This is a genomic window from Paenibacillus sp. LBL (assembly GCF_029893715.1).
GTDB lineage: Bacteria > Bacillota > Bacilli > Paenibacillales > Paenibacillaceae > Paenibacillus_AQ > Paenibacillus_AQ glucanolyticus.
Window position 1 is genome coordinate 700,886 of record NZ_JARXYU010000001.1, and the last position, 14,633, is coordinate 715,518.

A 14,633-nucleotide genomic window follows, 5' to 3' on the forward strand; every position below is an offset into this window, starting at 1 on the left:
ATATAATTTCAATTATTGCACAACGTACCGTGCAGAGTCGGAGGCATGCTTGGATGACGGTTGACCCTATGACGGACATGAACTTATTTCACCGCATTTCCTTCTGCCATCAATTCCTGTGCATAGTCATTCAGATTAATGGACTCACCATGATTCAGCCTCGATTTCTCGGCAGCAAACGCAATAAGATGGCTCCTCACGGAGGCACTGGCCGACGTCAGACTCTCCTGCCCGTTATAGCTGCGGACCTCGTTCAGGAAACTGGCTACAATTCCGCTGTCGCCACCGCCATGGCCGCTGGACTGCGAAGGGATCGTTATCTCCGTTTTATGGCCTGTCAGAAAATCAAAGACCGTAATTTTGTCTTCCTCTCCCCGAAGCTCGCCTCGTGTCCCCATGATCTGGATTCTGCGCTCCTGTTCATACGTAAACCCGCACATGCTGAACATTGCGGTGGCACCGCCCTCAAATTCCATATTGACGACCTGATGGTCGACCACATTGTTGTCGCTCCTGTACACGCAGCGGCCATAGTCCGTTTCGCGAAGCCCCTGAATAATGTTCGGCTTGGTCAGCTCCTGGGTAAAATGCCCCGCCCAGCCCTTATACTCCTGGCTCAGATAAAACCTCGGAGCCGAGTATGGGCAGGTGGATTCCACCTGGCAATCCAAGCAGCGGTCGGCCGATCCTTCGGGTGCCTGCTCCTCGCGGAAATGCATTAATGAGCCAAAAGAAGTGACCTGTGTGCACGGCCGGTCCATCAACCAGGACAGCACGTCCATGTCATGGCAGGACTTAGCCAGAATCATCGGGCTGGCCTTATCGGAGTTATTCCAGTTTCCTCGTACAAAGCTGTGCGCAATATGCCAATATCCTACGTTCTCATTCAGTTGGATCGAAGCGACCTCACCGATCGTTCCCTCCTGAATTACGCGCTTGATGGCACTCCAAAAAGGGGTATACCTCAGAACATGGCATATGGTCAGCAGCCTGTTGTTCCGAACGGCCGCCTGCTCCATCATAAGACATTCCTTCGGTTCCGGCGACATCGGCTTCTCCAACAGTACATGGTACTGTTTATCCAGCGCCTGCATCGTCGGGCCAAAATGCATACGGTCCTGCGTGCAGATGACGGCAATTTCGGCAAGCTGCGGCTCGGCGAGCAGCGGCTCCCATGATTCGTAACAACGTTCAGGCGGAATTCCGTAGTTCTCGGCAAAACGGGTTCTCCGTGCCGGATCAGCCTCGGCTACTGCCACGAAGGTCAGCTCATGCGGGTAATCGAGGGCATAGGGTGCATAGCCCCCGGCGCCGCGCGCGCCTGCCCCGATCAATATGGCTTTGATTTGTGTCATATCGTGTCGCTCCTTTTATGTTAGGTACTCGTTCACTCGGTGTATCGATCCGCCGCGGACTGGTAGATGGCCAGATAGCGGTCCAATCCCATTTTTTGCAGGGTAGCTACATATTGGTCCCAGTTATCAAAAGACTCATTGCCGGCAATGAATTTGTCCCTCATCTCATCCACGTACGTATTAATGTCGGTCTGAATGCTGGTAAGCTCGGACTGTTCATCGGCTGTAAAGTTAAACGGCGGCCAAACCTTGTCTTGAGGTATGACATACGGCTCCGCTTTTTTGGCGTTCTCTACAGATGTCGGCAAGCCCTCCGCTCCTTTAAAATACTTCTGCGCCACAAAACCTGGATAGTATCCCCCAGGCCAAATCAGATACTGCCCTACCGCCTGGTCCAGATTAAGTCCGTCCGGGTTATTCTTAATATCGTCCACGTATTCCACATTGCCGTCTGCATCCTCCGTGTACGTCTCGTCTTTCCAGCCCATGAAGAACATGCGGATCCCTTCATCGCTGTAGAAATAATCCATCCAACGGACCAGCGCCTCCGGACTCTTCGCTTTGTCTGTCAGGACAAACATTCCGATATTGCCCAGCGGTGAGCCTGTAGCACTGAACATCTGATCGCCGTGCGGACCCTTCAGTACCGGAAGCCCCACATAGCCCTTCTGGTTGTAAATGGCGACCGGATCCACGTTATCGACTACGCCCAGCAGCCCCTCCGTTCCCTTTGCATCCACCTCCGTGCTTTGAACGGACATGATATCCTGCTCCAGCAGGCCATCCTTATACAGCTTGTTCACATACTGAAGCAGTTCTTTGTAACGCGGATCAGACGGGATGAACCGAACCTTACCGCTCTCCGGATCGGTATCCACGTTAATATTGGAGGTTCCGTTATAATTGAGACCGAACGACCCGCGCAAATAATTCACAATACCAGTGGTCTTGACTCCACCCCAGGCATATTCATCCTTCTGGCCGTTTCCGTTCGGGTCCTTCTCTTTGAATGCTTTTAACATATCGTAAAAATCATCCAGCGTTTGCGGTTCGTCCAGCCCAAGCTTGGTCAGCCACTCCGAATTCACCCATGGCGTTCCGTACAGCACGGAACGGAATTCCGGATCATACAGCGTCGGCAGCCCATAAATATGGCCGTCCGGCATCGTGATTCCCTTCTCGATAACCGGATACTTCTCCATCAGCGCCTTGAAGTTCGGGGCATATTGATCGATCAGATCATTCAGCGGGATAAAAGCACCCTGCTTGCCGTATTTCAGCAAGTCAGCCCTTGGGAAGGCAGAGGCGTAGAACATTTCCGGGTAATCACCACCGGCAAGCAGCAGGTTGCGCTTCTCTGCCAAATTATCCTTTTGCACCGTGTCCCACTTTACCTGGATATTCGTCGTTTTCTCATATTCCTGCCAGAGCTTGATGCTGTTCCAGTCGGCGTTGGCAAAGAACTTTCCGGCAAAACCGGTCACCGTGATCTTGTCATTGACAATTGGAAATCCCGTCTCATTAACCTTCGCCCCACCTTCCGCCGAATCCGATTCTGACGCCCCCTCCGAACCCTTCGAGCTGCAGCCCACCACCAGCGATACCGACAACATGCAAGTTAACAGAAGACTTCCCCATTGCTTCAGCTTCATCCCTGATCCTCCCCTTTTCATGTTCCTTCCTCATTATCCATTCAAGGAATTATCCTTTGATGGCCCCAATCATAACGCCTTTGACAAAATACCGCTGCAGGAACGGATAAAGCGCCAGCACCGGAATATTGGCCACGACCAGCACCGCGTATTTGATCCCTTCCACCTCTCTTTGCTGCTTGATCGCGGATTCGGTTGACATTTTGACCATGTCATTCGTTTGCCCCTGAATCAAAATTTCGCGCAGAATGAGCTGCAGCGGAAATTTATCCTTGTCCGACAGATACAGCAGCGCATTGAAAAAAGCATTCCAGTGACCGACCGCATAGAACAGAATGGTTACTGCGATAATCGGCATGGACAGCGGCAGAATGATCCGGGTCAGAATTTTGATGTTCGAGCATCCATCGATGGTCGCGGCCTCCTGCAGTTCGCCCGGTATGGACTGCTGGAAGAAGGTCCGCATAATGATAATGTTCCAGATGGACACCGCATTCGGGATAATCATGACCCACAGCGTATTCAGCATGCCGAGGTTCTTGATCAGCAAGTACGTCGGAATCAGACCACCGCTGAAAAACATGGTAAAGACAAGCAAGGCCATAATGGCATTCCGGCCTACAAAATCCTTCCGGGACAGCGGATAGGCCGCAAGTATGGTCATCGTAAGGTTAATGAGCGTCCCGAGCGACGTGTATACCAGCGTGTTGGTAAAACCGCTGATAATATCCTTGTTCTGAAATATTTTTACGTAAGAGTTCAGGTTGACTCCCTTTGGCCACAGCAGCATCTCGCCCCGGAGCACCGTCTGCGGATCGCTGAACGATGCGCTGAGCACAAATACCAGCGGGTACATGACGATGATGGTAACCAAGATCAGGATCGTATAGTTGATGATATTGAAAATTCGGTCCCCTCTGGATTCAATTTGCATGGTTCATTAAGCTCCCCTCTTTACCAAAGACTTGTTTCGCTCACACGCCTCGAAATAAAGTTCACAACAACCAGCAAGACAAAGTTGATGATGGAGTTGAACAAACCGATAGCTGCAGAGAAGCTGTACTCGGCATTCTGGATCCCCATTCGGTAAACATAGGTGGCAATAATGTCGGAGCTCTCCATATTCAGATTGTTTTGCATCAGGAGCACCTTCTCGAAACCGATGCCCATGATGCTGCCCATGTTCAGGATGAGAAGAATAATAATCGTCGGCATGATGCCGGGGATGTTAATATGCCATATGCGCTGCAGCCGCGTGGCGCCATCAACCCGCGCAGCTTCATGCAGCTGGTTGTCAATGCCGGCGAGGGCGGCCAAATAAATGATGGAGCTCCAGCCCATGGTCTGCCATACATCCGACAGAACGTATAGCGACTTGAACCAGGAAGGTTCTGTCATGAAATTGATCGGCTGGCCGCCAAACATTTCAATGAAATGATTGATGATACCGTAACGGGGCGACAGAAAAATCATCATCATTCCGACAACAACCACGGTAGACAGAAAATGGGGAGCGTACGTAATCGTCTGCACGAATTTCTTGAATCGTTCAGCTCGGACCTCATTCATGAGCAAAGCCAGAATGATAGGGATCGGGAAACCGAGGGCAAGGCTGTATAAACCGATGCCTAGCGTATTTTTGATCAATCGCCAGAAATAATAGCTGTTGAAGAACCGGTCAAAGTGCTCGAATCCAACCCATGGACTGCCCCAAATCCCTTGTGTTGCTATGAAATCCTTAAAGGCGATTTGGATACCGTACATCGGAACGTACTGGAACAGGATGTAATAGGCGATGACCGGAGAAATCAGAATATAAAGCTGCCAATTCCGCAAGATGCGATTCCACTTGAAGGGGCTGCGTTTCGTTTCGGTTACCGCTTGTACTGCGGGCTGTACGGTTGTTTTAGCCAATTTAGCGTCACCTCGGGTATGTATTAGTCAATTTCTTGTAGCGTAATAATCGTTGATGGATTCCCCCTTATCTTTCTGTAATCAGCCATGCTGCGAAGCTACCGCCTGTGGCCACCGATGGATGGATGCGGTTATTCGGGCGAATATATGTCATATATATTAACGTGGGATAGATCTATAAATAAAATCCGAATAAACGGATGTTGCAACATATAAACTGTATAAATTTTGGATTATTAAGCTCTTTGTTTTGGATTTAATTTGGAGACAAATTGGTATATAAGAGACATGTTCCCTTGCAATAAAGAACATGTAATATCAACGGAAGGAAATTGGATCAATTTTTATATATCCTTATATAATAAGGAATGAAAACGCAATCAAAAATTCAATGTAGCGGTACGAAGATTATTCCACTTCGATTCCAAATGGAGAAATCACTCCAAATATCTCAGCAATTTCACTCATAATAATATAGAGATTTTGTATTGTCAAACATTTTTTTGGATTGTTTTGGCGCAAACTTTTTCTCGTTTTGGTGAGAAAAAGTAAAAAAGCAGCAGCCAATTTTGCTACTGGCCGCTGCTTAATGAGTATATAACTATCCTATAACGTTAATGAATCTAACTTTTAATGTGAAAATTAATTTCTGGTGAAGTGAGAGGATTCTCGAACGACTAGAGAACCCGGCAGCAATATTTTGGTCGCCATCGGAAAATGTCCGTCTAAATAATCCACGATGGATTTGGCAGCTACTCTGCCGATTTCGTATTTGGGCACGGAAACGGAGGTTAACGGCGGTGTAGTGTACTGGGCTACATCGATATTGTCCATCCCCACAATCGCAATATCCTCCGGTATGCTGCCATGATTCTCGACAACGGCACGCATCGCAGGTATAGCCAGCATGTCACTGGCACAAAAAACAGCAGTGGGCCATTCCGCCTTCGGAAGCCGTTCCAGAAGCTCGGACATCTTGCTGAAGCTTCGATCCACATTCCATCCTGTATTCATCAGCCACTCCCCCTGCAGCTGCAGGTTCGCTTCAAGCATGGCAAATTTATATCCAACAAACCGTTCTTCGCTCTCCATCTGTTTGGAATAGGCGGGCCCTCCGATATAAGCAATACGCGTATGTCCTTGATCAATCAAGTGACGTACTGCGGCCCTTGCCGATAGAATGCGGTCACAGTCAACAACAGGCACGGTCAGCCTTTCATCGTTCAGGCTTACGCCCATGATCGCAACACCATTCTGCTGTATCAGTTCAAACAGTTCTTCGTCGTACCAGCTGATGGCAACAATCCCCTCGGCTCCTGTCTCCCTCAGCATCAGCCGTATTTTTTCCGCATCGCCCACTTCCTCGCATGTGCGAACGATAGCTGGAGGCTGCCCGAGCTCCTCCATTTTTTTATGAAAACCGGCTAATACCGTTGAGAAATAAGGGTGATCATCCATCAGGTGCTGGGGAACGATACATGCAATCCGCTTGGCCGCTGTGCCGTTGTTCTCATTAGCGTGTCTGGACGGTTCATGTAGCTTGTAACCAAGTTCAAGTGCCGCTTCCCGGATTTTCTGCTTGGTTTCTTCGCTGACCGGACGGCTGGCATCATTGCTGATTGCCCGCGATACCGTAGATATGGATACCCCGACCCGCTCGGCGATATCTTTAAGCTTAGCCAATCGCACTTCCTCCTCCACAAAATTTGGAACCAAATTTTTCTCCATCCATGATCATAGCATAAACTTTGCCGGTTGGGGGCGTCAAATTGACACTGTTCCACTGATGACAAGCTAGACTCATGGTGCGTGGTCCGGGGCATGCTTGGATGGCTGTCGACCATCTCTGGAATGGTGACCCCCACTCCATCATTGAACTGGCAAGAGGAGGAATGTTGGCGTTGGCGTCGGCGTCTCCCGGATTCCTGTATTCCTGTATTCCGGAGCAGCGTCAATGCCGCTGCTGTATATGTCAGGATCGGTAATCTGGAAGGGAAGCTGACAGGGATATCATTTAAGTCTCAAGCGCAGCATGATCAGGGCTTTTCTCCTTGCCTAACCGGAACAATACAAATGACGCTGCCATGGCAACAGCAACACCAACTGCCCCGATCCAGGTGATGGACGATAAGGAGATCTGCTCTACGGCAACTCCCCCGATTCCTGCACCGGCAGCCATGGACAGCTGCATCATCGATTGGTTCAACCCAAGCATGACACCGGAGGAGTTCGGCTCCAGCTGGACCAGGTTAAACTGCTGCGCCGGACCGCTGGACCAAGCGGCTAACGACCAGACAACAAGGATGACTAACACGGGAATGACTGATGAAGCTGCATGGGTAAAAGTAAGAGCGATTAAGGCAAGAATATGCAGCATCATACCTCCGGTTAATGTGGAAGAAACTCCCCACCGGTCCGTGCTGAATCCCCCGAATTGGGAACCAATGAGGCTGGCTAAGCCAAAAGCGAATAGCGCTGCACTAATCCAGCTTTCATTCAAACCGCTGACCATAAGCAGATAGGGAGACAAGTACGTATAGGCAACGGAATATCCCCCCAGCCAAAAGAACGTGATCGCCAACCCGAGGGCCACTTTAGGCTTCTTGAGCAGCGCGAACTGCTTGAGTAACGGGACCGGTGCATCTCCTTTGGTTATTGGGATTGCCTTGTATAGAACAAACATCGAGATCACACCCAGGATGGCAATAAACCCGAACACCGACTTCCAACCAAAAGCGGCAGCGACCACACGTCCCAGAGGGACGCCGATGATGAGAGAAGCTGTGAACCCCATAATTACCGTCGCGATCGCACTAGCCTGTTTGCCAGGAGCCGCGATTTGGGCGGCAATTCCGAGCGCGGTGACAACGACCATGCCTGCACCCATCGCCATAAGAACGCGCGCAAAAACAAACGGAATATACCCCGGAAGTGCATAGGACAACACATTGGCAATCACAAAGATGCCTAATGAATAAACCAACAGCTTTCTTCTCTCCACCTTGGCTGTCAGTGCCATAAGAATAGGGGTCAGAATGGCGTAAACCATTGAAAATATCGTGATCAGCTGGCCTGCGGCGGTAATCGTAATCCCTAATGAATCCGCGATTTTATCCAAAATTCCAGATATAATATATTCCGACGTTCCTACTAAAAAGCTGACGATAGCCAAAAAATAAACTTTCCAAGCACCAGTCATGATTCCACCTCTTTAATATATTTATATATCGCAAATTATCGATGTTTTAACTAATAAAAATACATATCGTAATATGTAGATATGTAATGCAAAACAAGACTGAATATTCCTTATTTCTTAAGGAAGTATTCAGTTCTTGTGCTATATTTCCTGCTTCAAATACTCACCGATTTCACGAATGACTTCTTCGTCCCGCTTATAATACGTAAATTTCCCTAACCGCTCCGTCTTGATCAGGCCCGCCCGATGCAGAATGGATAAATATTGCGATGCGGTGGACTGCGTCATATTCAGCTTCTCAGTCACCTGGCTTACACATACCCCGATTTCTCTCATATCAATCCCTTCGTGGGGCGTAAAATATTGTTCCGGTTCCTTGAGCCACTGCAATATCTCGAGCCTCGATTCATTCGACAACGCTTTAAAAACTTCTATTGGTTTCATACGTATCATTATATCGAGAATCATCGATATGTCAAATGTTATTTCGGAACGACTTGATGCCATATCGTATTGAGTACAGCAGGATGGCCCCAACATGTTCCGGCCCTACAGCTTGCCATCAGCCGCAACGCCTGATTCCACGCCATCTCCGCCTTTGTCCCATTACAGCCGACCGCCGCAACGGCGATCAGCGCACTCCTCATTACCAAACCCCATTTTTTTCTCATCGACATCGCTTCCTTCCCTATTTCTCGCAGAATACTTGCCATGATGCTCTTCTAAATGAATCCCTCGGATTTATGCTGCTTGCCCATCTCCTTCATAACAATCGAGTGCCCTAACCCCAGGGTCGGATCCACCGAATTTTTAAAGCGTTTTTATAACTCTCTATATCCCGTCCATTAACATGTACTTTCTTCTTCTGATCGCATGTGTTTTCCTAAGCTAGCGTTACATCACCTGAGCCAAAACGCAAAAAAAACGGCATTTCTGCCGTTTGGGTTAAAAAAGCTTATTTTAAATGAATCTCTATCCAGTCCAGCAATGATTCCTCTGCGGGCTTCCAGCCGAGTAAATTCCGTGCGTGAACCGCACGCACACGACTGTTGGAAGCGATAGCGAACCGCGCCCAATCCCCTAGCTCAGCGATCGCATCCTCAGCGGACCAAGAGACCGTTTTTCCGCCGAACCCGAGCGCTTTACTGACAGCTATGGCGATATCCCCGTAGGATTCCTCTCCGTTTTCAGCGAAGAAATAAGACGCAGAGGGAGCTTTCGTAAGCACCAGCAGATATAGCTGCGCCAAATCCCGAATATGGACGTTGGACCAGCGGTTGACACCTTTTCCGACATGAACGCCTGCCCCTACCTCACGGGATTTCCGAATGATTTGAGGCAGCTGGTCACTGTCTGTCGGCAATCCAAGCGCCTCTCCATATATCATGGAAGGAACGATCACGACACTTCGGACCGCATCGTCTATTCCGGCTCTGCGCACCTGGTTGTTGATTGCTACGCGATCTTCCCGGGTATCCATCGGCGTGAAAGGTGTCTCTTCATCATAAATTTGCTCACTGACAGCATCTCCCCTGGCATCATCGCCGACCACACTGGACCCGGACGTATGCAAAAAGGGTTTACCGCTGCCGCGCAAAGCCGATATAAAGGTCTCCACAGCGAGACGATGGTCCGAATCCGCCGTATGAATGACCGCATCGCTCTGCTCAGCATAACGGGCGAGAACTTCCGTATCATCCAAGGTACCCAGGACCGGATCGATGCCCAGTTCCTTTAGTGCGTCTATTTTATCCGGATTGCGTACCAAACCGTAAACCGTATGTCCTGCGTCGATCAGTACCTTCGCGACCGATCCGCCGATATATCCTGTAGCACCTGTAACAAATACCTTCATATATGAACGCCTCCTACGAATAAGCCTTAACAAGTTATCCCCATTCTAATGGCAGTCCAATATATAAAACAAATTATGAAATAACGCATTATACATAAAAATATTTATATATGATCCCTTATTCGAGACATCGTTGCATGAAGCTGGGGCAGATGTTTATGTTTGGTTTGATATGCCAAGTACAGTTTGTTGGGTATTAATCTTGTATATGCTGCAAATGCTTCTATACCATTCAAAATCAATCACGATCGTCACCTCCTGTCATCCAATATTCCCTATTTATTCTTCCGTATCACGCTATACTCCCCCTGAGCAGTCCCCGCACCCTATGTCTGAAATGTAATCACACGCCATCGAAACAGCAATGAACCTCGTCGCTGTAAGAAGTGACGAGGTTCATTTCGTTTCTTTCAACCCTTAATCTTCCATGGACCTGCAAGCGTGCGCTTTAATTACAACAGTCCCGACTTCTTCACATTAGCCAGGAAATCATGGAACTCCGGAATATTCAGCTGCTGCGCCGCATCGGACAATGCCGTAGCCGGATCGGGATGAACCTCAACCATGACTCCGTCTGCACCTGCTGCTAGCGCGGCTCTGGCACATGGAGCCAGGATGTCCTTACGGCCCGTGGAATGTGTCACATCCACCAGCACCGGAAGATGCGTCTCTTGTTTCAGGATCGGCACTGCCGAAATGTCCAGTGTGTTTCTGGTCGCCTTCTCATACGTCCGGATGCCGCGTTCAATCAGCATCACCTGCGTATTGCCCCGGGATACGATGTATTCCGCAGCATGCACGAACTCGTCGATCGTAGCTGCAAGACCGCGTTTTAGCAGAACCGGGGTTTGGACGTCTCCGGCTGCTTTTAACAGTTCAAAGTTCTGCATGTTCCGGGCGCCGATCTGAATGACATCAATATATTCGCACGCAAGCTCGATGTGAGCAGGATCCACGATTTCACTGATCGTTTTCAACCCGAACTCGGAGGCCACTTCCTTCAGAATTTTCAAGCCTTCTACACCCAATCCCTGAAAATCGTAAGGCGATGTTCTCGGCTTGAACGCGCCCCCGCGCATCACGGTAATGCCCGCCTCCTTCAGGGCAGCCGCTACCTGGCGCACCTGCTCATAACTCTCGACCGAGCATGGCCCTGCAATCATCACTGGCGTGCCGCCGCCGATGATCGTGTTCCCCAGCTGAATGAGAGTATCTTCCTGTTTCTTCTTCCGGCTGACCAGCAGATGTTTCTTGTGATCGACCTGCTGCAGCTTTAATGATGCCTGGAATATCTGTTTGAACAAATGACGCACCGTCTCATTATCAAAAGGACCTTGGTTAAACTCAACCAGAGTATCCAACATTTTTTTCTCGCGTACCGGATCAAAATCGGGCACTCCCTGCTTCTCTTTCTCCTGACCGATCTCCTGGGCAATCCGCGCCCGTTCAGACAGCAGCTCCAGCAGTTGTAGGTTTACGGAATCGAGCTCCGATCTTAATTGTTCCAAACGTCCTTGACTCATACAGAATCTCTCCCTCTCATTTATCTGATATATAAAAAACAAAAAGACCCCCCGCCCGGAAAGGGACGAGGAGTCGTGGTACCACCCTTATTAGATATGCTGAAAAAAAAAAGACAAACACATCTCACTTGAACCTCTTAACGCAAGGGTTACGGGTAATCCTACAGCCTGCACACACTGCATTGCAAACGATCAGAATACCAGCTCCGGAATGAACTTCAGCCAAAAACCTTCGCCCGGGCGCTCTCAGTCGGTGGCAGCCCTTTCCTGTCAGGAACGTTATTTCGCTTACTCTTTCCATCATCGCTTGTTTTAACATATCGTGTTAGTTAATTTAGATGCATTGTATTACAGTCAGTACGGATATGCAAGAGTTTTATTTAACGCTCAGTTGCTTTGATGCAGCAAAGATTTAAATGGCCGGTCCCTCCTGTCAGGAACGAACATTCACCTTCTGCCCTTGATACACAGGATTTGCAAGCCGTATCCTAATCAAGCCGCAAGGGATCTGATTGAAGCGAATAGTTGGTTATTGTCCAAGCACGAGAACCTACATTCCGATAAATGCATTTCTGCTAGAGGGTCCCCAGTTAGCCCCCATATAACCTGCCATTCCCTCCAAATTAACAAAACAAGGAAGCACTACGTATAGGATACCTGGCACTGCATTCCCTCTAAATGTCATAACAAACCTCATACCTGTATGGTCAGCAGGTGTTATCATTCCCATTTCAGGGCGTATTGAATTTGCCGTTGTAAGTGCATCGCCCATTCCTACGCTTGCTATACCCGTTGGACTCTCCATATTACTTCTAATCCAGTAATTAGAAATAGTAGTCGCTGATGCTAAATCAGTCCGCTTATCATACATCATTACAATCTGATTAGGAGCCACTTGCCTGGCCTCTAGAAGAATGGGGTGTGGCATCACTAGACGGTCGTTGTAATGCATCAATTTGTTCCCTTCGCAACATGTTCTCAATTAGTCAAATGACCATATACCATATGTTACTTGACTGAATTGCGTTCACATTAGTTGTTGAGTGCATTTACGACCAATCTGATGGCTCAGATTACTAGTGTTCTCCAGCCATCATCATGCCTTCAAACGGTAAATCGCCTTATTGTCGAGTCCACGGATCATCGGTGTCCACGGCTCCGTCTCAACCGTTGTATCCAGGGCATCCTCTACCATCTGCAGCTTGGCGTCCAGCAGGTCGATGTGATGCAGCGCAACGGCTTCTGCCGTTTGCGGCTGAACCGGACTCCCCCACTCTCCCAGATTATGATGAGACAGCACCAGATGCTGCAAGCCCAGGACCACTTCGGATTCAAGCGGAATCTCGTTCTGAAGCGCAGCCTCCACAATCCAGTTGGAGGCGAGGGCGATATGTCCGATCAGCTTGCCCTGGTTGCTGTAATCCGTTACGATGCCCATCTGTGCAATCATCTCTTCCGGCTTTGCGATATCATGAAGAATAATGCCCGCCTTGATGAAGTCAGGCTTCAGAAATGGCCGCTGCTTGCAGATGAAATCGCCAATCTCCAGCATGCGCACAATATGATAGGCAAGTCCGGCAAAGTAGGCATGATGATAGGTTTTCGCAGCAGGATAATGCATCAGCTTCTCCTCCACCTTCGCCACGCAATACTGCACGATTGTTCTTATCTGCGGCTCCGTAATCTCATTCATCGTCAGTTTAATCGTATGTAACAGATCAACGGGGCGTATCGGTGCAGCCCTCACAAAGTCAGTCAACGAAACACCATCCTCCTCGGATGCCTTCCGGATTCGGCTGATCTTGACTTGAGGCTGATCCCGGTAGCTCAGAACGGTTCCCTGAATCTTAACTAATTGCATGGGCAAGAACGTTTCTTTATCCTGAATGGTCACATCCCAGTACTTGGCGGATATTTGACCACTGGCATCCGAGAGCACAATATCAAAATAATCTTTTGGGGGCGTGCCGCTGGTCTGTCTCATATTCAACTCTTTTAACAAGTAAAAGCCGACGAAATCGTCTTGTATGCTAAGTTTATTAATAGGCTTCATCTGTTCCCTCCCCGAAAAAATCCCATTAGGTTAACTATAACAAAGTCCCGTGCAAGGCGTCCATCACACGGGATTCTTTGCTTTCTAGTTGTCTATCCTCTTACGGTGCACTCTATCGGAATTAGGGTATCGAATCGCTAAGTTTAACGAGTTATATTCAAATTTCTTATCAACCAGGGCATTACCAATGGAAGAACCGTGTTAGGCTGCATAGCTTTGGTGTGATCCATATCATTTCCTTTTAAGATTCCTACATCCCATCCAAGGTGTTCTAACTCTTGTTTATTTTTTTGAAGGATACCGATAATATCAACTGTAACACTGCCAAAGTTTTCTCCATAGACAATGGTGTCTTTTTCCCCAGCAAACGCCAATCTCGGAATAACCAATTTATGTTGAATTTCTCGATCATCAAATTCCATCAAATTTTCGTACATTGTAACAAACTGTTTCGTTTGATCAGGGTTGATCTTTACCTGGATGTGATCCCAATCAATCTTTTCTGGACTACTCTGGTCTTGTTCATCAATAACAGGAGAATTTTGATTATTCAAAGCTTGTTCGTATGTTTTATTTGTCACCACCATCATCTCTTTATAGGGACCGTCTATTGCCGGAAAACCACCCATGATTAAGCTTTCTAGTCTATCCGTCCGAATGGCTAATTGTAATCCAACTAAAGCTAACCAAGAATAACCATAATAACTAAACCTCTTAACGTTCATTTCATCAACAATAGTCAACAGATCTTTTACTATATTTTCAGGTGTGAGATTCTCTGGAACCGGATGCTGCATACGATGTCCTTCATAGTCAAAATATAAAATCTGAAACTTGTCCGCGAGTCCCTCGATAAAATGTTTTCCTAATTCAGGGTCTACTCCCCACAACTTTAAGTTTTCGGCTTCTTGTCCATAAACGGATTCTTTAGCAACCGGGAGCATGATTGTTGCAGAGTTGGGATTTCCAACTAAACCAACCTTCAATTCGGATTCATCTATCAGCTTTATGATCTTCTCCATTTCGATCACTCCTTAATTTGTTATACGAATATCATATAACATTCATGCAATCTTTCAGTT

Annotated in this window: 12 protein-coding genes; all 12 read right to left on the reverse strand. The window is 48.1% G+C overall.

Features of this window, described 5'->3' with window-relative positions:
* Nucleotides 1-83: 83 nt before the first annotated feature.
* On the reverse strand, nucleotides 84-1,355 hold the full coding sequence (locus tag M2277_RS03325) for a Gfo/Idh/MocA family protein (RefSeq protein WP_280754121.1): 1,272 nt from the start codon (nucleotides 1,353-1,355) through the stop codon (nucleotides 84-86).
* Nucleotides 1,356-1,387: 32 nt separating this feature from the next.
* Nucleotides 1,388-3,007, reverse strand: coding sequence for an extracellular solute-binding protein (locus tag M2277_RS03330; protein ID WP_280754122.1), 1,620 nt, complete (start codon nucleotides 3,005-3,007; stop codon nucleotides 1,388-1,390).
* Nucleotides 3,008-3,056: 49 nt separating this feature from the next.
* Entirely contained in the window at nucleotides 3,057-3,941 is an 885-nt protein-coding gene (locus tag M2277_RS03335; RefSeq protein WP_280754123.1) for a carbohydrate ABC transporter permease, read from the reverse strand.
* A gap of 20 nt (nucleotides 3,942-3,961) precedes the next feature.
* The gene (locus M2277_RS03340) at nucleotides 3,962-4,921 is read right to left on the reverse strand and encodes an ABC transporter permease (RefSeq protein WP_006211928.1); all 960 of its coding nucleotides are present in this window, start codon (nucleotides 4,919-4,921) and stop codon (nucleotides 3,962-3,964) included.
* Between the two features lie 642 nt (nucleotides 4,922-5,563).
* On the reverse strand, nucleotides 5,564-6,604 hold the full coding sequence (locus M2277_RS03345; RefSeq protein WP_006211929.1) for a LacI family DNA-binding transcriptional regulator: 1,041 nt from the start codon (nucleotides 6,602-6,604) through the stop codon (nucleotides 5,564-5,566).
* Between the two features lie 331 nt (nucleotides 6,605-6,935).
* Complete coding sequence (locus M2277_RS03350) at nucleotides 6,936-8,120, reverse strand: MFS transporter (protein WP_280754124.1); 1,185 nt, start codon at nucleotides 8,118-8,120, stop codon at nucleotides 6,936-6,938.
* 141 nt (nucleotides 8,121-8,261) lie between these two features.
* Complete coding sequence (locus tag M2277_RS03355) at nucleotides 8,262-8,564, reverse strand: ArsR/SmtB family transcription factor (protein ID WP_036643228.1); 303 nt, start codon at nucleotides 8,562-8,564, stop codon at nucleotides 8,262-8,264.
* 38 nt (nucleotides 8,565-8,602) lie between these two features.
* Nucleotides 8,603-8,833, reverse strand: a complete 231-nt coding sequence (locus M2277_RS03360) for a hypothetical protein (protein WP_172963918.1) — start codon at nucleotides 8,831-8,833, stop codon at nucleotides 8,603-8,605.
* Between the two features lie 242 nt (nucleotides 8,834-9,075).
* Nucleotides 9,076-9,975, reverse strand: a complete 900-nt coding sequence (locus M2277_RS03365) for an NAD-dependent epimerase/dehydratase family protein (RefSeq protein ID WP_148246723.1) — start codon at nucleotides 9,973-9,975, stop codon at nucleotides 9,076-9,078.
* A 452-nt stretch (nucleotides 9,976-10,427) separates the two neighbouring features.
* Nucleotides 10,428-11,498 (reverse strand): bifunctional 3-deoxy-7-phosphoheptulonate synthase/chorismate mutase, encoded by a 1,071-nt coding sequence (locus M2277_RS03370; RefSeq protein ID WP_006211934.1) that lies wholly within the window; start codon nucleotides 11,496-11,498, stop codon nucleotides 10,428-10,430.
* 1,096 nt (nucleotides 11,499-12,594) lie between these two features.
* A complete protein-coding gene (locus M2277_RS03375; RefSeq protein ID WP_006211936.1) occupies nucleotides 12,595-13,551 on the reverse strand; it encodes a 3'-5' exoribonuclease YhaM family protein in 957 nt (318 codons plus the stop codon).
* 143 nt (nucleotides 13,552-13,694) lie between these two features.
* Nucleotides 13,695-14,573 (reverse strand): alpha/beta fold hydrolase, encoded by an 879-nt coding sequence (locus tag M2277_RS03380; protein WP_280754126.1) that lies wholly within the window; start codon nucleotides 14,571-14,573, stop codon nucleotides 13,695-13,697.
* Between the last annotated feature and the right edge of the window lie 60 nt (nucleotides 14,574-14,633).